This window comes from Acinetobacter sp. yr461, from assembly GCF_900110445.1.
Taxonomy (GTDB): domain Bacteria; phylum Pseudomonadota; class Gammaproteobacteria; order Pseudomonadales; family Moraxellaceae; genus Acinetobacter; species Acinetobacter calcoaceticus.
The window spans coordinates 347,767-365,552 of record NZ_FODU01000001.1; the positions used below are offsets into that span (position 1 = coordinate 347,767).

The window sequence follows — 17,786 nt, forward strand, 5'->3', positions numbered from 1 at the left end:
TCAACTTTTAAAATTAAAGAAATCGCCCAATCTATGCTTGGGCTATAGAGTTCAACTTATAAGATACCCAGTTGTTCTAAGCCTTTATAAGCAATTTCTTTGCGAATAGAGCTAGGAGTTCCTTTTTTCATTTCTAAATTAAGTGAGAATGCGATAATTTCTCCTTGTGGTTGAACGACCCAGCCTGTTAACCAACCAACTTGTGGTTCAACATCCCATCCCCAACCACTTTTGGCATAAATTTTACTTCCATTTTTTTCTTCTATGAACACCATAGATTGAACTTGTTCTTGTACATTTTTGCTAAATGGAAGAGTTTTATGGGCTAATTGATAAGCAAATTGGGTTTCTTGTTGAGGTGTAATTTTTAGAGGGCCAACGAGCCAAAAATTATCTACTTTTGAACCAATGTTAGCATTACCGAAAGCAATTCTTTTCACCTCTTTGGACATAAGATTCAGACCAATTCGTCGGGCTAGTTCTTGGTAAACTGGAATTGCAGAAGCTTTCATGGCATCGCCTAGTGTCATGTCCTTTTCCCAATCAGGAAATAAACGTTTTTGCCCATCCCATTTAAATACTTCAGTTGTAGTTACCTTATGATGTTCAAGTCCAATTAAAGCATTTAACATTTTAAAAGTAGAAGCGGGAACATATTCGGTTGATGCTCTTTTAAGATCATTTCCATAAATTTCTTCTGTTTGCCCACGCTTAATCACCAAAACACCCGTGGTCTGTGCCTGATGAAACAGTGATTTAATTTCTTCTGAATTTTTATTGGCAGAAATAGAGTGTATTTGATGTTGTTTTACCATATTGGAAGAACAGGCGGATAAAAATAGGAGGTTTATTGCAACGATAAGGGCTTTTTTATACATAATCTGACTAAATTTAATTTGAAGTATTACTAATTAATTTAACTTGAATAGAGCTGTCTTTAGATAGGTAAAATGTAAGCTATCTATGAAGGTTGATATGTCGGTATTGCTTTTAAAGTCCTCTAAAAGTAAAGCATAAACAAAGGAATGCTCCTAAATTTGTTAAGCAAATAAGACTTTATTTGACTAAAGAAGTTCTTTTTTGAACGAATTCTCGCTCAAATAGAATAAAAAAATTAAAATCTGATTGAAGTGGCACTTGATAAAGTTGATACAGCACTCATTAATAATGAAGCATGTTTGTTTTTATCGAGTTAAAATCAAATGTACTCTAGTATTGCAGACTCTTGCCGATGCGATAGTTTTTATTAATTTTTAGAAATTAGAAAGAACAATCAGAGCTAAGAGGAATGCTTAATCCTTATTTGCAACTTAGATAAGGTTAGGTCAAATAAAACTGCAATGAATTTTCTTTTTGAGATAGATAAAGTTTTACATGAATTTACTTCTTATTGTAGTTCTGGGCGCGATTGTTGAAATTGCCGTATGGATTGGCGTAGCACAGTTCATCAGTGGATGGTATGTGTTCTTTTGGTTCATTATTGCTTTCTTTATTGGTTTGGGGCTTATTCGCAGAAGTACTGCTGGTATTATGCCTCAATTACAGCAAATGCAGATGACAGGCCAGCTAGGTAGTGATCCAACAGTAACTAAAAAACTTGCTTATGCTTTTGCAGGTTTCTTATTAATGTTGCCGGGTCTCGTATCTGATGTTTTAGCTGTTTTAATTTTGATTCCTGGTGTTCAAACCGCATTTCGTAATATAGTGATGAGAACTCTTGCAAAACGCCAGCAAGCTATGATGAATAAAATGATGGGTGGTATGGGCGGTAATGCTTCGGGACAAAACCCATTTGCTGATTTAATGCGTCAAATGCAAGATATGCAGAACCAGCAGGGTGGTGGTCAAGGCCAATACCATGATTCAAACATTATTGATGGTGAAGCGCGAGACGTTACCCCAGACCACAAAAAAATAGAGCATAAAAATAAAGATTAATAAGTAAGTGTGTTATGAAAAAGCTTAAACCTCATGGGTTTAAGCTTTTTTTATTTTTAAATAATTATTTATTTTGGCAATCCGAAGTCGATGAATCAATATCATCCATTTCTAATCTAGTTTTTTCTTGTGGTTTCGACTGTGGCTGATATTTATTTGAAGGTAGAGCGGTTTGCTTGTTTTCAGATTGTTGATAACCTCGACTTCGGTTGGCTCTTTCGCGAAAGCCACCCTTATTAATGAGCTGTGTATCTGACATGCATTGACCTAAAATGTGAGATTATTCGCTTATTTTAGCAAATTTGACAAAATATCAAAATAAGAAAAATAGTGCCAAAAAAATAATATTTAACTTATCTTTTTGTATTTTAAAAATATTTTTTAATTGACTCAATTGTTCATTCAGATTGAATTATCTTTTCATTTCACATAGGATAAATATAAAGGATGTATAAATTAAAAAATGCAGCAAACCTATTAAAAAAACAACGGTTGAAATGAGGGAAGGAGGGTTACCTATGCTATATCAATACCATTGTGCGTGTTGCGACAAAGTTGTGGCATCAACTGATAAATCATGTCCACATTGTGGTTCGCAACATATTCGAAGCCCTTATGGTTTGTGGATATTTTGTGTGATGGCTTGTCTAGCGGTTGTCGTCGTATTTAAAGTTGTCCATATTTATGTACAGGACCATCAAGATACTCCTACACAGTCAACAATACTTGATGTGCTAAATCAGGATGATAAAACGACAAGACAATAATTTTGTTCAAAGTTATAAATGATATGGCATCAAGGATGGTTGCTAGAAGAGTAAACCCTACATACTATAAAATTTAAACTATAAATAAAAAAGCCCGCTCATTGGCGGGCTTTTTTATGTCATTTTCTTAGAGACCAGCAGCATCTTTAAGGGCTTCAACTTTATCAGTTTTTTCCCATGTAAATGCAGAGTCTGATCCTTCGCGACCAAAGTGGCCATAAGCCGCAGTTTGTTTATACATTGGTTGAAGAAGATCCAACATACGAGTAATACCAAACGGTCTTAAATCGAAATGATCACGTACAAGTTGAATAATCAACTCATCAGAAACTTTTGCTGTACCAAAGGTATTAATTGAAATTGAAGTAGGCTCAGCTACACCAATTGCGTAACTCACCTGAATTTCACATTTGTCAGCAAGACCAGCTGCTACAATATTTTTTGCAACATAACGACCTGCATATGCAGCAGAACGGTCAACTTTAGATGGGTCTTTACCAGAGAAAGCACCACCGCCGTGACGAGCCATACCACCGTATGTATCAACAATAATTTTACGGCCTGTTAAACCACAGTCACCCACAGGTCCGCCAATAACGAACATACCCGTTGGGTTAATATGGAACTTAGTAGCAGCATGGAACATTTCAGCAGGAATGATCGGCTTGATAATTTCCTCAATGATCGCTTCTTTAAGCTGGCTTTGAGTAATTTCAGGATCATGTTGAGTAGACAAAACGACTGCATCTAGACGTACAGGCTTGCCATTTTCATATGCAAAAGTAACTTGGCTTTTTGCATCTGGACGTAACCATGGAAGTGCACCTGAGCGACGAAGTTCAGCCTGACGTTCCATTAAACGGTGTGCATAAGAAATCGGAGCAGGCATTAACACATCTGTTTCACGGCTTGCATAACCGAACATCAAACCTTGGTCACCGGCACCTTGATCTTCAGGTTTTTGACGGTCTACACCTTGTGCAATCTCTGGTGATTGTTTACCAATCATATTGATTACAGCACATGTTGATCCATCAAAGCCAAGATCAGAGTGGTGATATCCAATACCGTTAACGGTATTACGAACAACAGCTTCAACATCAATATTAGCAGTCGTTGTTACTTCACCAGCAAGTACAACAGCGCCTGTTTTTACCAGTGTTTCACAAGCAACACGTGCGTATGGGTCTTCTTTTAAGATTGCATCCAAAATAGCGTCGCTAATTTGGTCGGCCATTTTATCGGGATGACCTTCGCTTACAGATTCCGAGGTAAAAACAGCGTACTCGCGCATGAAAGTCCTATCTTGGTTATTTCAAAAGACATAATATGTTACATCGACTTGAGCTTGAGGACCAGTTCATACTGACCAAAAAGCATGAATTTGTTTCATTTATACTGTGTTTTAATTGATAAGTGTATTAGTAAAATTGATATAAAGAGTATTCATTTAAAGTATTAGTATTTTAATAATTTGTTGTTAGTGCGTTTTTTAGACATATGACTTAACAAAAAGATGATGTCTTACAAGTCGGATTTTAAAGAAAAGAAACATGATCGATCTAGATAGAGATTTCACAATATTTTATCTATATATCAAAGTCTAATAGAACTTCCTGCTCGTATATGGGAGCAGTATTTAAAAAAATGAGCACTGTTTTGTATAACTTAAAGGTTCAAATGTTTTTTGTGTAACCAAGAAACGATTAAAAATAAAGAAATATACTATGTTGGGGTTTACCCTCAGCCTTTTTTTTAAGACAATATAGCGGCATTGAATTGTTATTCATCTTCTTCTTTTCATCAATCTATTAAAATTGGATTCTGATCTTATGGCGACCCCTTTAAACGAACGTCGTATTGCAAATGCAATTCGTGTATTGGCAATGGATGCTGTGCAACAGGCAAACTCAGGGCATCCTGGTGCTCCAATGGGGATGGCAGATATTGCTGACGTCGTCTGGCGCGAGTTTCTAAATCACAACCCAACTAATCCACAATGGGCAAACCGCGACCGTTTCGTTTTATCAAACGGCCATGGTTCAATGTTGCAATACGCTTTGCTTCATTTAACAGGTTATGATCTTTCAATTGAAGATTTAAAACAGTTCCGTCAATTACATTCAAAAACTCCTGGTCACCCTGAATATGGTTATGCACCAGGTATCGAAACAACGACTGGTCCTTTAGGTCAAGGTATTGCTAATGCTGTTGGTTTTGCATTGGCAGAAAAGACTTTAGCTGCCCAGTTCAATAAAGATGATTTAAACGTTGTAGACCATTTCACTTACTGTTTCTTGGGTGATGGCTGTTTAATGGAAGGTATTTCTCACGAAGTATGTTCTTTAGCAGGTACTTTACAACTTGGTAAATTGATTGCTTATTATGATGACAATGGCATTTCAATTGATGGTGAAGTAGAAGGCTGGTTCAGCGATGATACGGAAGAGCGTTTTAAAGCCTATGGTTGGCAAGTTCTTCGTGTAGATGGTCATGATGCTGATGCGATTCGTCAAGCAACAATCGAAGCAAAAGCTGAAACTCAAAAACCAACCATTATTATGTGTAAAACCATTATTGGTTTAGGTTCACCAAATAAACAAGGTAAAGAAGACTGTCATGGTGCGCCATTAGGTAAAGATGAAATTACTTTAACTCGTGAAGCATTAGGCTGGAAAGAAGAAGCATTCGTTATTCCTGCTGATGTATATGCTGCATGGGACGCGAAAGAAAAAGGTACTGAATCTGAAGCAGCTTGGGATGCGGTATTTGCACAGTATCAAGCAAAATATCCAACTGAAGCAGCTGAGTTACTTCGTCGTATTAGCGGTGACTTACCAGCTGAATTTGCAGCCCAAGCAGATGCATTCATTCGTGAAACAAATGCGAAAGGCGAGACAATCGCAACACGTAAAGCAAGCCAAAACACATTACAAGCATTTGGTCCTTTATTGCCTGAATTGCTAGGTGGCTCTGCTGACTTAGCGGGTTCTAACTTAACGCTTTGGAAAGGTTGCCAAGGTATTCAAGAGAACCCAGCTGGTAACTACGTATATTATGGCGTACGTGAGTTCGGTATGACTGCAATTGCCAATGGCGTTGCATTACATGGTGGTTTTGTTCCTTACGTTGCAACATTCTTAATGTTTATGGAATATGCGCGTAATGCAGTACGTATGTCTGCATTGATGAAACAACGTGTAATTCATGTTTATACACATGACTCAATTGGTTTGGGTGAAGATGGTCCAACTCACCAACCAATCGAACAAATTGCTTCTTTACGTGGTACACCTAACCTAAATACATGGCGTCCTGCTGATACTGTTGAAACTGCTACTGCGTGGAAATCTGCTCTAGAGCGTAAAGATGGTCCTACAGCACTCATTTTCTCTCGTCAAAACTTACCATTCCAAACACGTTCTGAAGAACAAATTCAAAATGTTGCAAAAGGTGGTTATGTTCTTGCTCAAGAAAAAGGCGAATTAAAAGCAATTATTATTGCAACTGGTTCTGAAATTTCTTTAGCAATGGAAGCTTATGCTCAACTTGATGGTGTGCGTGTAGTTTCTATGCCATGTGCAGAAGAATTTATGAAACAAGACGCTGCATATCGTGAAGCTGTATTACCAGCTCATATCCGTGCGCGTGTTGCAGTTGAAGCTGCTCATGTTGACTACTGGTGGAAGTTTGTTGGTCTTGATGGCAAAGTAATTGGTATGACAACTTATGGTGAATCTGCACCAGCAAAAGATTTGTTCCAATTCTTTGGTATTACAACTGAAGCTGTTGTTGCAGCAGTAAAAGAACTAACTGCTTAAATATTGAAGTAGTGTAAAAAAAGCGCTCCCAATGGAGCGCTTTTTTTATATCTGAAAGGTCAAATGCTAAGTTCGGTTTGAATATTAATTTGAGAAGTGAGTAACTTATGAATGGGGCAGTTCTCGGCAACTTTTAATAAACGCTTGTGTTGGTCTTCAGTGAATTCACCTTTGAGCGTGATTTTGCGTTCAATATTATTTTGGCCTTTCTCTGGTTCACCATTTGGGTTTAATGTTAAATCAACTTGAACATGATCAAGCTTAATACCTTTAAGATTCGCATACATCTCTAATGTGATGGTGGTACAAGCGCCTAAAGCAGACAGTAAGATTTGAACTGGGTTTGGAGCAGTATCTAGACCACCTTTGTCTGTAGGTTCATCAGCAAACCATTGGTGACCCGAAGGATCGGTCAGAGTTACTCGATATGGAGTGGAAGTACTTTGTGCTTGAGCAGTATTAGCCATGTTTTACCTTGTTATTGATCAATAAAGTCGAAGTAAAAACGAATTAATTTGAGAGTTCGGAAACGGTATGACAACACCGATATCTTATAATATTGTTTTTAAATAATAACTGTAACGCTTTTATTGTTGCATGGATGAAACATATCGTTTTATAAAGAATAGTGAATTAAATTACTTGATGTATACACTAACGACTATATCAATAAAGGATACGAAAAATGCATCTTAAAACACTAAGCTTTGGTTTGGCAGTAGCATTGGCTAGTTCAGTTACTTTAGCTGCGCCAGTGGACTACAAAATTGATCCTACACATACAGCTACTGTTTTCTCGTGGAATCACTTCGGTTTCTCTACTCCAAGCGCTAACTTCTCGGATATCCAAGGTGTAATTAAAGTTGATAATGCTAAACCAGCAAATTCATCTGTAAATGTGACTATTCCTTTAAGCAGCGTAAATACAAACGTTTCTGCTTTGGATAAAGAGTTCCAAGAAGAAGCTTGGTTTAATGCTGCTAAATATCCAAATATTACGTTTAAAAGTACTAAAGTTGAAACCAAAGACAAAAAGCACTTTAAAATTACTGGTGACTTAACGGTTAAAGGTGTAACTAAGCCTGTTGTACTTGATGCTGTTTTAAACAAGCAAGGCGAACACCCAATGGCAAAAGTTCCAGCGATTGGTTTTAATGCTACAACTTCATTCAAGCGTTCTGACTTTGGTCTAGGAAACTATGTGCCTAATGTTGGTGATAAAATCACTGTAAACATTACGACTGAAGCAAAAGTTGATAAAAAATAAGTTATAAGTTTTCTAAAAGCCCTCATATTTGAGGGCTTTTTTATTAAATTGGTTCTTTTTTATCTGGATCTATAAACACTAAGGGGACTGAAGGATCAATATTCCTTTTTTCAGATTTTTCTCTAAGAAATTGATAAGTAGGGACCTTCATTTTTGCCTGATCACGCAATTTCTTTTTAATATAAAGAACAAGAGCAAAACATGTCGTTGCAACAGTGAGCATCATCCCATTCATATAGCTCATGATTGAGCTTACATAGCCAATCGTCGTTAATCGATGCATCATACGTTCAACTTGAGTGCTACTTTCGACTCCAGTAATTGCCCAACTACATAAATGTTCACAGTTATTAATAATCAGATGGTAGTGGTTTTCATGCATACGTGAACGCATCCGGCGCACGACAGCTCTTCCTTTATAGCGTGGCGTGTCATAAGAGCGAATGTGTATTTTTTTGCCATGCGAGAATGCATCTATTGAGGTAATTTCAATGGGGCGTTTTTTGATGAAATGCGCTAAGCCTGAATAATGGATGACTCGACCTCTCCCTGCGTATATACCGTGATGGCTATAGCCGAGATGCCTTACGATGAGATGAGCCCCTAAAGGGTAGCGCTTATTCGGTTGTTGCATGCTTACGCTGATCCAATAAAGTGTAAATGGCTTTTATTGAAAAGCTGCTAACCATTATAACCAATATAGACATTTTCGAGTGTATTGATTACGTCGAATGGATGAGTTTGGTACATATCCAATTATAATTGTGTTTATTGTATCTAATTTAAAGATTTAATATGAAGAAAAAATGTCATGTCTGGTGGTATTAAATGAAATGGTTGATGTGGTGCTTAACTATATATGTGCTTTTGATTCAGTCTGTCTATGCGATAGAACACCAGCAAGTTAAAACAGCAGAAGGTAATGAGTTTGATGTGGTTTCAATTAGCAATTTAAAACAGTTACGTTTGTTTCTTAAGAATTCTAATAATCAGCAGTATTACAAAAGCTTTAATAGTGTGCAGGAACATTTAAAGCAATGTGAGCGACTTTCTTTTGCAATGAATGCTGGGATGTTTCATCCGGGATTTTCTCCAGTAGGGCTGTATATTGAACAAGCTAAGGTGATTCAGCCATTAAATACAAGTAAAGGATTGGGCAATTTCTTTTTACAGCCTAATGGTGTGCTAGGTTGGAATAAAAAACGGGCATTTATTTTAACAACGCAGCAATATAGTCGACGAGATTTCAACGTTGATTATGCGACACAATCTGGCCCGATGTTAGTGATTGATGGAAAGATAAATTCCCTTTTTTTACCAGATTCTCAATCAAATAAAATTCGTAATGGAGTCGGTATTCGAAATAATAAACTCTACTTTGTAATATCGAAGAATAGTGTGAGTTTCTACAAGTTTGCTCAGTTCTTTCAAAGAAATCTTAAGGTAGAGCAGGCTTTATATCTTGATGGTTCTATTTCTAGTTTATATGTTCAAAAAGACAAGCGTAATGATCAACAATTTGAAATGGGACCAATTGTTGGTTGGGTAGATCAGACAGAGTGTAGATTAAAGTGAAATATAAAAAAGCCAGTACAAGACTGGCTTTTTAATTAATGGATAGATGGTTTTTGAGTGAGTTCATTTAACTCTTTTCGGCTATAACCACGGGAAATAAGAACTTTCTTTATTCCCTTAATGACATCTTCATCTGTTGCTAGTGCAAGAGCACTTAGAAGTTGTTCATTTGTTTTACATGAGCAGTCATTTTCAACACAAGCAGTTTGGTTTTTATGCTCGTTATGCTGTTGATCTGCTAAGAACAGCTTTTGCCAAAAACTCATAGAGCCTTCATATACAATCTAACATAGCTCGAAATATAGCCAATTTAAAATAAAATACAAGTCTCTATAAGTGATAAATCCACCAATTGAACTCGAGAATTTTCGATAGGAATGCGTGAGTTAAACGAAATTATGACGGATAGATGACTTGATATTTTTTGAAAATCTAAATAGTTAAATAAAAAAACATTAAAAAATAAGGAGGTATGTAACCTCCTTTGATTTTAAATTTACAATGAAAGATTTTGTTTAAATCTTCTCAAGTAATACACCTGACTCAACATGATGTGTATATGGGAACTGATCGAATAATGCAAACTTGGTAATACGATGAGTTAAACCTAATATTTTTAGGTTCTCATACAGTGTATCTGGGTTACATGAAATGTAGATAATACGTTCAAAACCTTGTAAAAGTTTTAAAGTTTCATCATCAATCCCTGCACGTGGGGGATCAACAAATACGGTATCAAAGTCATAACTTTGGATATCAATATTCGCTTCTTGTAAGCGGCGGAATTCGCGTTCACCCTGATAGGCTTGAGTAAATTCTTCAGCTGAAAGACGAGCTACTTGAATATTATCAATCTGGTTTTGCTCGATATTCCATTGAGCAGCATAAACGGAAGATTTCGCAAGTTCTGTTGCTAGAACACGTTCAAACTTTAAAGAAAGAGGTAGAGTAAAGTTACCATTACCACAATAAAGTTCTAATAAGTGTTTTTTCGACCCTTCAGCTGCATCACACGCCCATTGCAGCATTTTTTTGCAAACTTGTGCGTTAGGCTGAGTAAAGCTACTTTCGATTTGTTTGTATTTAAATGAACGGTTCAAAAGTTCAAATTCTTCTACGACAAAGTCATCGCCAATAATAATTTTTTGACCACGACTACGACCCATAATCTTAATGTCTAACTTCTCAGCAAGCGCTTTAGCTGCTTGTTCCCATTCCTGATCAAGTTTACGGTGATAGATTAATGTAACTAACATTTCTCCACTAAGTGTTGCAAGAAAATCAGCTTCAAATAAGCGGTTAGAAAGCTTAGGTTCTGCTTTGAGCTCTTCCAAAAGTTTTGGCATTAAATGATTAATGCTTTGGTCTGCAATAGGGAATTCATCAATGCGTACAACGGTTTTTTGTTTGTCATCATCGTTACGTTCAAACATGGCATAGAACATGTCATTTTCTGTATGCCAGATACGAAACTCAGCACGCATACGGAAATGTTGTTCAGGTGACTCAAACACTTCTAATGCAGGTGGAGTAAATTCAGAAAATTGGGCAGTAATGCGGTCAATTTTAGTTTGAAGTTGTTGATGATAAGAAGAGGTCATAGACAAAGAAAATTTAGACAGAATCAAATAGTGAATGGTATCAAAAAAAACGGGGTTACAGGAGCCAATTTTAGCTAGATATCGATACCGACAAGTAGCTAAACCTTAGGTTGATTTAATACACGGCTAATAAATTCTGATTTTATTGCTCTATATTGATCGTGATCTAAATGGCTACACTCTAATTTTAATTGATTATATTCATCGACCAGTGTTGGAGAGGAGATAAGCTTATTTCTAAATGTTAAGAAAAATGTGAACTTTGAACCTGTGACTACAATTTGAAATGCTACATCATCATCGTTGAGCGATTCGAGCATACAAAGCTCATGTGTCCTTAGTGTATTTTGTTTTTCTATAAACTTTAGCTTTTTTAATTGCTCGATTGCGAATTCGAACTGATCAGGCTTAACTTCAATATAAATATCTAAATCACCCTTTGAAATTACATTCGGTATTGAAGATGAACCAATATGCTCAATTTTTGCAAATGGTAGAAGTGTGGAAATATCTTTTTGATATGAATTAAAAAGCTGAGCGCATTTTTGTTGATATTGTTTTGGTTCTAAAAAGATCATTATTAGAATCTCGAATGGATAAAATTTATATATTTAAGAAAAGATTACTTCATTATATAAAAAAGCCCAAATACTAAGATTTGGGCTTTTTTTAGAAACTTACGTATTAATCAGCCATTGTCATTAAGCTTGCGTTACCGCCAGCCGCAGCTGTATTCACACTAATTGCACGTTCAATTACTAAACGTTCAAGTGGAATAGTCTCATTTGGCTCAACATGTGTAATACCCACAATTGCACCAGAACGAGTAGCAACTTCTTGCTGTAATGAGAAGATTTCTTCGCGGTTACCATGATGTAAAACTGCATCAAAATCATCTGAACTGATGTTTTTAATAACACGAATTGCATCTAATACATCTTTTGGCAATGTTTGTTTATGTTTTGCCAATAATGGACTATTTGGCATTACGGCCGCTTGGCTACCAACTGCAAAAATTGCGAGCAATTGATGCAACTGATTTTGTTCTGTATCAGCGATTGAAAGCACACGGTGACGCGGCAAAATAATATATTGGTTACTTTCCCCAGTAGGGCCTTGTAACTCATAGAATTTACCAACACCAAATGGTTCAATTTCGCGATTTGCTTGCGGTAAATGCTGTTTCGCCCAATTTTGTAAGCTCTGATAAACCTCTCGGTTAAAGCCTTCAAAAGCAGTTGGTTCATTTTTCATGGCAAATGGTGTTGCCAATACTTTATTTGAACAATGTTGCATTAAGCGATACATGTAAAGCGGACCACCAGCTTTTGGACCTGTACCAGATAAACCTTCACCACCGAATGGTTGAACACCAACAACAGCACCAACAATATTTCGGTTGATATAAAGGTTACCAACTTCAGCATGTTGAATCACTGTTTGGATCGTTTGATCAATACGGGTGTGTAAACCCATTGTTAAACCATAACCTTTGGCATTAATTCGCGAGATGAGTTGCTCAAGCTCGCCATACTTATAGGTAATGATGTGTAAAACTGGACCAAAGACTTCACGTTGTAAATCATCAAGGTTAGGTAACTCAATTGCTGTTGGTACAACAAAAGTTCCTTTATCTAATTCATTCTGGCTCGTTGCGCCAAACATGAGCTGATGTACTGGATAGCCCTTAGACTTCATTTTTTGGATGTGCTGATCAATCGTCTGTTTTGCTTCAACATCAATAACAGGACCAATATCAGTTTTTAAAATCGCAGGGTTACCTACGCTCAACTGTTGCATTGCACCTTTAAGCATTTTAATAACGGTTGTAGCACTGTCTTCTTGCACACATAAAATACGTAAAGCAGAGCAACGTTGACCAGCGCTATCAAAAGCTGAACTTACAACATCAAGTACGACTTGTTCAGTTAATGCAGATGAGTCCACAATCATTGCATTTTGACCACCAGTTTCTGCAATGAGGGGAATTGACTGGCCATTTTCAGATAAGCGTTTCGCAACAGTTTTCTGTAAAATTTTTGCAACTTCAGTTGAACCTGTAAACATGATGCCATCGATACGGCTATCTTGGCTGAGTTGAGCTCCAACTGTTTCACCACGACCTGGCACTAACTGCACAGCGCCATGAGGAATACCAGCTTCCCATAAAATTTGCACTGCTTGAGCTGCAATTAATGGAGTCTGTTCGGCAGGTTTAGCAATAACACAGTTACCGCTGACTAATGCAGCCGCGATTTGGCCTGAGAAAATCGCAAGAGGGAAGTTCCATGGGCTAATGCAAAGTACAGTACCTAAAGGCTGAATAGTTGTATTAGCTGGAAGGTTCTCAACTTGAGTTGCGTAGTAACGTAAGAAATCTACAGCTTCACGAACTTCAGCAATCGCATTGGCATAGGTTTTACCACTTTCACGGCAAAGCAATACCATTAACTCTTCAATACGGCTTTCCATCAGGTCAGCTGCACGTTTTAAGTATTGAGCACGTTGATCTTTAGGAGTATTAGCCCATTCAGACTGAGTTTGTTCAGCTGCATTAAGTGCAACTTCTACATGCTTTAGGTCAGCTTCTTGTACATGCCCAACAATTTCATCATTTTGTGCTGGGTTTGTAATTGCAACAGAATGACCTTGCTCTAAAGAACCGTTATCTGCCAATAATGGATGGCTTTGCCAAATACGACTACGCAGTTGTTGAGCTGTGCTGTCTAAAGCTTCAAGTGGAGCATCATTTGCTAAATCATATCCTTTAGAGTTTTTACGGAGCGAGCCATACATGTCTAAAGGTAACGGAATAGATGGGTGTTTTAAGCCAACTGAACCTTCAAGTTTAGCTGCGTTGCGAATATCGTAAATTGGAGACTGAATCAGATCTTCAACTTTAAGTGTTTTATCGGCAATACGGTTAACAAATGAAGTATTTGCACCATTTTCAAGTAAACGGCGAACTAAGTAAGCCAACAAAGTTTCATGGTTACCAACTGGAGCATAAATACGGCATGGTACGCCTAATTTATTTTGCTCACGTGGGCCAACAACTTGTTCATAAAGTGGCTCACCCATACCATGTAGGCATTGGAACTCATATTGACCAGCATAATATTTGCTTGGATCAGCTAAGTGATAGATCGTTGCTAACGTTTGAGCATTATGAGTTGCAAATTGCGGATAGATGAACTCTGGTGCTGCAAGTAATTTTTTAGCACAAGCGATATAAGATAAATCTGTATGCACTTTACGAGTGAAGACAGGATAGTCATCCATACCTTCGATTTGTGCTTTCTTGATTTCGCTATCCCAATACGCACCTTTCACAAGACGGATCATGAGGCGCTTTTGGCTGCGCTTAGCAAGATCGATAATATAATCAACCACGAAGAAACAGCGTTTTTGGTACGCTTGAATAACGAAGCCAATGCCTTTCCAATTTGCAAGTTCTGGTTCGAAGCAAAGACGTTCAAGTAATTCAAGAGAAATTTCTAAACGTTCTGATTCTTCTGCATCGATATTTAAACCAATATTGTACTTCTTAGCTAAAAGAGCGAGGTCAAATACTTTACCGTATAGTTCTTGATGAACACGTTCAATTTGCGCGCGTTGATAGCGAGGGTGTAAAGCAGAAAGCTTAATTGAGATACCTGGGCCATCATAAACGCCTTTACCGTTAGACGCTTTACCAATTGCATGGATAGCTTGTGTATAATCATTGAAGTAACGTTCAGCATCATGTTCGGTTAGAGCAGCTTCACCCAACATGTCGTAAGAATAGCGGAAACCTTTGTCTTCAAGTACTTTTGCATGGTCTACAGCTTCTTCAATGGTTTCACCAGTAACAAACTGTTCACCCATCATACGCATTGCAACATCGACTGCTTTACGAATAATGCCACGGCCACTACGTGCTAAAAGCCCAGTAAGTACACTTGAAAGACTAGTTTGCTTTGGTGTTTCCATCAGCTTACCAGTCAGCATAAGGCCCCATGCAGCAGCATTTACAAACATTAAGCTGCTTTGGCCAACGTGTTCTTTCCAGTTGCCTTGATTGATTTTATCTCGAATAAGCAAATCACGTGTTGCTGAGTCTGGAATACGAAGCAAAGCTTCAGCAAGACACATTAAAGCCACGCCTTCTTGTGAAGAAAGGGAGAATTCTTGTAGTAACCCTTGAACAATACCTGCTTTACCCGAAGAAGTTTTACGTTCACGTAAGTTATGGGCAAGATTAAAGGCAAGGTCATAAATTTTATGATCTAAATCATCAGATACTGCGGCAGCTTGTAATAGCTCTTCTACAGCTTCTGGTTCAGCACGACGCCAAGCTGTGTTAATGCGTTGTTCAAACTCACTTTTATCGTTGAATTCGGTGATATAGCCTTGGTGAGATTTATCCATTTGATGAAAAGTATCCATTGTATTCATATCTGTTTCCGCCAACTAGCTCTCATACGATTTATCTTGAGTAGAGAGGTTTAGATAATTTATCATTACAGAAGAAACACCGAATAACTCACTATATTTATCCCATTTTTTAGAGGAAAATTCAGATGAATGGCCCATTATTAAGCCTTGATCGTACTGATTTAAAAATTTTGGATATTCTTCAAACAGATGGGCGTATTTCGAACAGTAAATTAGCCGAACTTGTGAATTTGTCTCCAACTGCTGTGATGGCACGAGTTCAAAAGCTAACGAAGGATGAATTCATCTTGGGATATGAGGCTAAGTTAAATCCTGTTAAGTTAAATGCTAATTTTTTGGTGTTTGTTGAAGTATTACTGGATAAAACGACACCTAATGTTTTAGATGAGTTTATTGATGCTGTGGTGCATTATCCGGAAATTGTTGAGTGCCATATGGTCAGTGGGGGCTTTGATTTTTTAATTAAATTACGAAGTGCCAGTATGGAAGAGTTTAGACGTATTGCAGGGCAAGTGTTATGGCAATTACCGGGTGTAAAAGAGACTCGTAGTTACCCAGTGATGCAAGTCGTAAAAGATACTTCAAAAATTAAAATCAAAACTAAAAATAAATAAAGGGGCCGAAGCCCCTTAGTTTATTTAGATGGATTATACGCTTTCTTTGTAGAGTTTATCTGCTTGTTCAAAGCGTCCAGTTACTGTTGTATTTGGCGCTTTAGTTAAAAGACTCACAACAACGATGCTGATAAATGCAAGGATAAAGCCAGGAATAATTTCGTAAACACCAGTGTCTGCGAAAAGATTTTTCCAACCAATAACCACAACTGCACCAACGATCATACCCGCTAAAGCACCTTGTAAATTCATACGTTTCCAGAACAATGACAAGATGATAAGCGGACCAAACGCTGCACCGAAGCCAGCCCATGCATAAGCAACAAGACCAAGAACCTTACTGTCTGGGTTACCAGCAAGAGCAATGGCAAGAACAGCAATGACAAGAACCATGACACGGCCAACCCATACAAGTTCTTTTTGAGATGCATTTTTACGAAGGAAACCTTTGTATAAATCTTCAGTTAAAGCACTTGAACATACCAAAAGTTGACAGCTTAACGTGCTCATAACAGCAGCTAAAATTGCAGCCAAAATGATACCCACAATCCATGGATTGAATAAAATTTTAGTCAATTCCATAAATACAGTTTCAGGGTTTTTGCTCACAACTGCCGCTAATTCAGGGTGTTGCTCAAAATAAGCAATACCAAAGAAACCAGCACCTACAGCACCCATTAAGCATAAAATCATCCATGTCATACCGATACGGCGTGCAGCAGGAATAGATTTTACTGAATCAGCCGCCATGAAACGTACAAGGATGTGTGGTTGACCAAAGTAACCAAGACCCCATGCCATGGAGGATAAAACTGCTACCACACCAAAATCTGAGATGAGATTAAATGCATGCGGACGTGCAGTTTCAATGAGAGTAACAAAATGAGTTGTGTCCCCGATCGCAAGGTAAGTCACGATTGGCGTTAATATCAGGGCAAAAATCATCAGCCCAGCTTGGAATGTATCAGTCCAGCTAATTGCTAAGAATCCACCGATACAAACATAACTGATGGTCGCAATAGCACTAAGCCAAATTGCAGTGTTGTATGACATACCGAATAAATTTTCAAATAAACGGGCGCCCGCCACCATGCCTGAAGCACAGTAAATAGCGAAGAAAACCAAGATGATAACGGCAGAGAAAATACGAAGTACTTTTTTCTGGTCATCAAAACGGCTTGTAAAATAATCTGGCAAAGTTAATGCATTGTTTTGAATTTCAGTATGAACGCGTAATCGACCAGCAACCAGTAGCCAGTTAAGCCAAGCACCGATAATAAGACCAATTGCAATCCACGCTTCAGATAGACCAGAAAGATAAATTGCTCCTGGTAAGCCCATGAGTAGCCAGCCACTCATGTCTGATGCGCCTGCGGATAACGCAGTAACGAAACTGCCTAAACTACGACCACCAAGAATATAATCTGAGAAGTCGCTTGTAGCACGGTAGGCAAATAAGCCAATAAGTACCATTGCTACGATGTACACCATAAACATGATGAGGGTGGGATCAAAATAACTCATGATGGATGTGTGTCCTTATATCCATAATCCGTGATTGTAACCTAATCCAGGTCGCTGTTTTCTTGTACGGCATTCAAGAGGTTGAGATTCAACCACAAAAGAATTTTTTTGCTCTGTTATTTTTATATTGTATTTTTGTATCTTTGTGTAAGGCGGTGTAATTTAAATTACAATCCAAAAAATATATTATTAATCATTTACTTATAATTTTTTAATATTTTATTTTTTTGAATTTTCTTGAG

The 17,786-nt window shown here is 37.5% G+C and carries 16 protein-coding genes; 6 read left to right on the forward strand and 10 right to left on the reverse strand.

From position 1 onward, the window contains the following. Positions 1–56 precede the first annotated feature (56 nt). Positions 57–878 carry an OXA-213 family carbapenem-hydrolyzing class D beta-lactamase gene (gene blaOXA, locus BMW38_RS01680; protein WP_092705567.1) on the reverse strand — a complete coding sequence of 274 codons (822 nt, stop codon included), beginning with the start codon at positions 876–878 and terminating at the stop codon, positions 57–59. A gap of 496 nt (positions 879–1,374) precedes the next feature. Between blaOXA and BMW38_RS01685 the strand changes: the two genes are divergently transcribed. Next, positions 1,375–1,938 (forward strand): FxsA family protein, encoded by a 564-nt coding sequence (locus BMW38_RS01685; protein WP_092705568.1) that lies wholly within the window; start codon positions 1,375–1,377, stop codon positions 1,936–1,938. 64 nt (positions 1,939–2,002) lie between these two features. Here the strand turns inward: BMW38_RS01685 and BMW38_RS01690 are convergent, their stop codons facing one another. Then, positions 2,003–2,197 carry a hypothetical protein gene (locus tag BMW38_RS01690; RefSeq protein ID WP_092705569.1) on the reverse strand — a complete coding sequence of 65 codons (195 nt, stop codon included), beginning with the start codon at positions 2,195–2,197 and terminating at the stop codon, positions 2,003–2,005. Between the two features lie 259 nt (positions 2,198–2,456). On the opposite strand from BMW38_RS01690, the gene BMW38_RS19470 reads away from it, so the two are divergent. Next, the gene (locus BMW38_RS19470) at positions 2,457–2,705 is read left to right on the forward strand and encodes a hypothetical protein (protein WP_199990636.1); all 249 of its coding nucleotides are present in this window, start codon (positions 2,457–2,459) and stop codon (positions 2,703–2,705) included. A 127-nt stretch (positions 2,706–2,832) separates the two neighbouring features. Here the strand turns inward: BMW38_RS19470 and metK are convergent, their stop codons facing one another. Further along, on the reverse strand, positions 2,833–3,999 hold the full coding sequence (gene metK, locus BMW38_RS01700) for a methionine adenosyltransferase (RefSeq protein WP_092705570.1): 1,167 nt from the start codon (positions 3,997–3,999) through the stop codon (positions 2,833–2,835). Positions 4,000–4,537: 538 nt separating this feature from the next. On the opposite strand from metK, the gene tkt reads away from it, so the two are divergent. Then, the gene (gene tkt / locus BMW38_RS01705) at positions 4,538–6,526 is read left to right on the forward strand and encodes a transketolase (protein ID WP_092705571.1); all 1,989 of its coding nucleotides are present in this window, start codon (positions 4,538–4,540) and stop codon (positions 6,524–6,526) included. 59 nt (positions 6,527–6,585) lie between these two features. Here tkt and BMW38_RS01710 read toward each other — a convergent pair whose 3' ends face one another. Beyond that, positions 6,586–6,993, reverse strand: coding sequence for an OsmC family protein (locus BMW38_RS01710; RefSeq protein WP_092705572.1), 408 nt, complete (start codon positions 6,991–6,993; stop codon positions 6,586–6,588). A gap of 218 nt (positions 6,994–7,211) precedes the next feature. On the opposite strand from BMW38_RS01710, the gene BMW38_RS01715 reads away from it, so the two are divergent. Continuing rightward, positions 7,212–7,793 carry a YceI family protein gene (locus tag BMW38_RS01715; protein ID WP_092705573.1) on the forward strand — a complete coding sequence of 194 codons (582 nt, stop codon included), beginning with the start codon at positions 7,212–7,214 and terminating at the stop codon, positions 7,791–7,793. A gap of 43 nt (positions 7,794–7,836) precedes the next feature. On the opposite strand, the gene BMW38_RS01720 is transcribed toward BMW38_RS01715, so the two are convergent. After that, positions 7,837–8,427, reverse strand: coding sequence for a lecithin retinol acyltransferase family protein (locus tag BMW38_RS01720; RefSeq protein WP_092705574.1), 591 nt, complete (start codon positions 8,425–8,427; stop codon positions 7,837–7,839). A 194-nt stretch (positions 8,428–8,621) separates the two neighbouring features. Here BMW38_RS01720 and BMW38_RS01725 point away from each other — a divergent pair, with 194 nt between their 5' ends. Beyond that, positions 8,622–9,368, forward strand: a complete 747-nt coding sequence (locus BMW38_RS01725) for a phosphodiester glycosidase family protein (protein ID WP_092705575.1) — start codon at positions 8,622–8,624, stop codon at positions 9,366–9,368. Between the two features lie 35 nt (positions 9,369–9,403). On the opposite strand, the gene BMW38_RS01730 is transcribed toward BMW38_RS01725, so the two are convergent. The 4 genes from BMW38_RS01730 to putA form a co-directional block, all read right to left on the reverse strand. Beyond that, on the reverse strand, positions 9,404–9,634 hold the full coding sequence (locus BMW38_RS01730; RefSeq protein WP_003651412.1) for a hypothetical protein: 231 nt from the start codon (positions 9,632–9,634) through the stop codon (positions 9,404–9,406). A gap of 249 nt (positions 9,635–9,883) precedes the next feature. Next, entirely contained in the window at positions 9,884–10,969 is a 1,086-nt protein-coding gene (gene trmA, locus BMW38_RS01735) for a tRNA (uridine(54)-C5)-methyltransferase TrmA (RefSeq protein WP_092705576.1), read from the reverse strand. A gap of 98 nt (positions 10,970–11,067) precedes the next feature. Further along, on the reverse strand, positions 11,068–11,547 hold the full coding sequence (locus BMW38_RS01740) for a GrpB family protein (RefSeq protein ID WP_092705577.1): 480 nt from the start codon (positions 11,545–11,547) through the stop codon (positions 11,068–11,070). A gap of 106 nt (positions 11,548–11,653) precedes the next feature. Then, positions 11,654–15,406: a trifunctional transcriptional regulator/proline dehydrogenase/L-glutamate gamma-semialdehyde dehydrogenase gene (gene putA / locus BMW38_RS01745; protein ID WP_213031080.1), complete on the reverse strand. Its 3,753-nt coding sequence runs from the start codon at positions 15,404–15,406 to the stop codon at positions 11,654–11,656. Between the two features lie 125 nt (positions 15,407–15,531). Here putA and BMW38_RS01750 point away from each other — a divergent pair, with 125 nt between their 5' ends. After that, positions 15,532–16,020, forward strand: coding sequence for an Lrp/AsnC ligand binding domain-containing protein (locus BMW38_RS01750; RefSeq protein WP_003651419.1), 489 nt, complete (start codon positions 15,532–15,534; stop codon positions 16,018–16,020). A 33-nt stretch (positions 16,021–16,053) separates the two neighbouring features. On the opposite strand, the gene putP is transcribed toward BMW38_RS01750, so the two are convergent. Continuing rightward, positions 16,054–17,544, reverse strand: a complete 1,491-nt coding sequence (gene putP, locus BMW38_RS01755; RefSeq protein ID WP_092705579.1) for a sodium/proline symporter PutP — start codon at positions 17,542–17,544, stop codon at positions 16,054–16,056. Between the last annotated feature and the right edge of the window lie 242 nt (positions 17,545–17,786).

Excerpts from the sequence above, each read along its gene's own strand:
- BMW38_RS01690 (WP_092705569.1), bottom strand. The coding sequence starts at position 2,197 with ATGTCAGATACACAGCTCATTAATAAGGGTGGCTTTCGCGAAAGAGCC.
- BMW38_RS19470 (WP_199990636.1), top strand. The coding sequence starts at position 2,457 with ATGCTATATCAATACCATTGTGCGTGTTGCGACAAAGTTGTGGCATCA.
- putA (WP_213031080.1), bottom strand. The coding sequence starts at position 15,406 with ATGAATACAATGGATACTTTTCATCAAATGGATAAATCTCACCAAGGC.
- BMW38_RS01710 (WP_092705572.1), bottom strand. The coding sequence starts at position 6,993 with ATGGCTAATACTGCTCAAGCACAAAGTACTTCCACTCCATATCGAGTA.
- tkt (WP_092705571.1), top strand. The coding sequence starts at position 4,538 with ATGGCGACCCCTTTAAACGAACGTCGTATTGCAAATGCAATTCGTGTA.
- BMW38_RS01740 (WP_092705577.1), bottom strand. The coding sequence starts at position 11,547 with ATGATCTTTTTAGAACCAAAACAATATCAACAAAAATGCGCTCAGCTT.
- BMW38_RS01730 (WP_003651412.1), bottom strand. The coding sequence starts at position 9,634 with ATGAGTTTTTGGCAAAAGCTGTTCTTAGCAGATCAACAGCATAACGAG.
- BMW38_RS01685 (WP_092705568.1), top strand. The coding sequence starts at position 1,375 with ATGAATTTACTTCTTATTGTAGTTCTGGGCGCGATTGTTGAAATTGCC.
- trmA (WP_092705576.1), bottom strand. The coding sequence starts at position 10,969 with ATGACCTCTTCTTATCATCAACAACTTCAAACTAAAATTGACCGCATT.
- BMW38_RS01720 (WP_092705574.1), bottom strand. The coding sequence starts at position 8,427 with ATGCAACAACCGAATAAGCGCTACCCTTTAGGGGCTCATCTCATCGTA.
- BMW38_RS01715 (WP_092705573.1), top strand. The coding sequence starts at position 7,212 with ATGCATCTTAAAACACTAAGCTTTGGTTTGGCAGTAGCATTGGCTAGT.
- blaOXA (WP_092705567.1), bottom strand. The coding sequence starts at position 878 with ATGTATAAAAAAGCCCTTATCGTTGCAATAAACCTCCTATTTTTATCC.
- putP (WP_092705579.1), bottom strand. The coding sequence starts at position 17,544 with ATGAGTTATTTTGATCCCACCCTCATCATGTTTATGGTGTACATCGTA.
- BMW38_RS01725 (WP_092705575.1), top strand. The coding sequence starts at position 8,622 with ATGAAATGGTTGATGTGGTGCTTAACTATATATGTGCTTTTGATTCAG.
- BMW38_RS01750 (WP_003651419.1), top strand. The coding sequence starts at position 15,532 with ATGAATGGCCCATTATTAAGCCTTGATCGTACTGATTTAAAAATTTTG.
- metK (WP_092705570.1), bottom strand. The coding sequence starts at position 3,999 with ATGCGCGAGTACGCTGTTTTTACCTCGGAATCTGTAAGCGAAGGTCAT.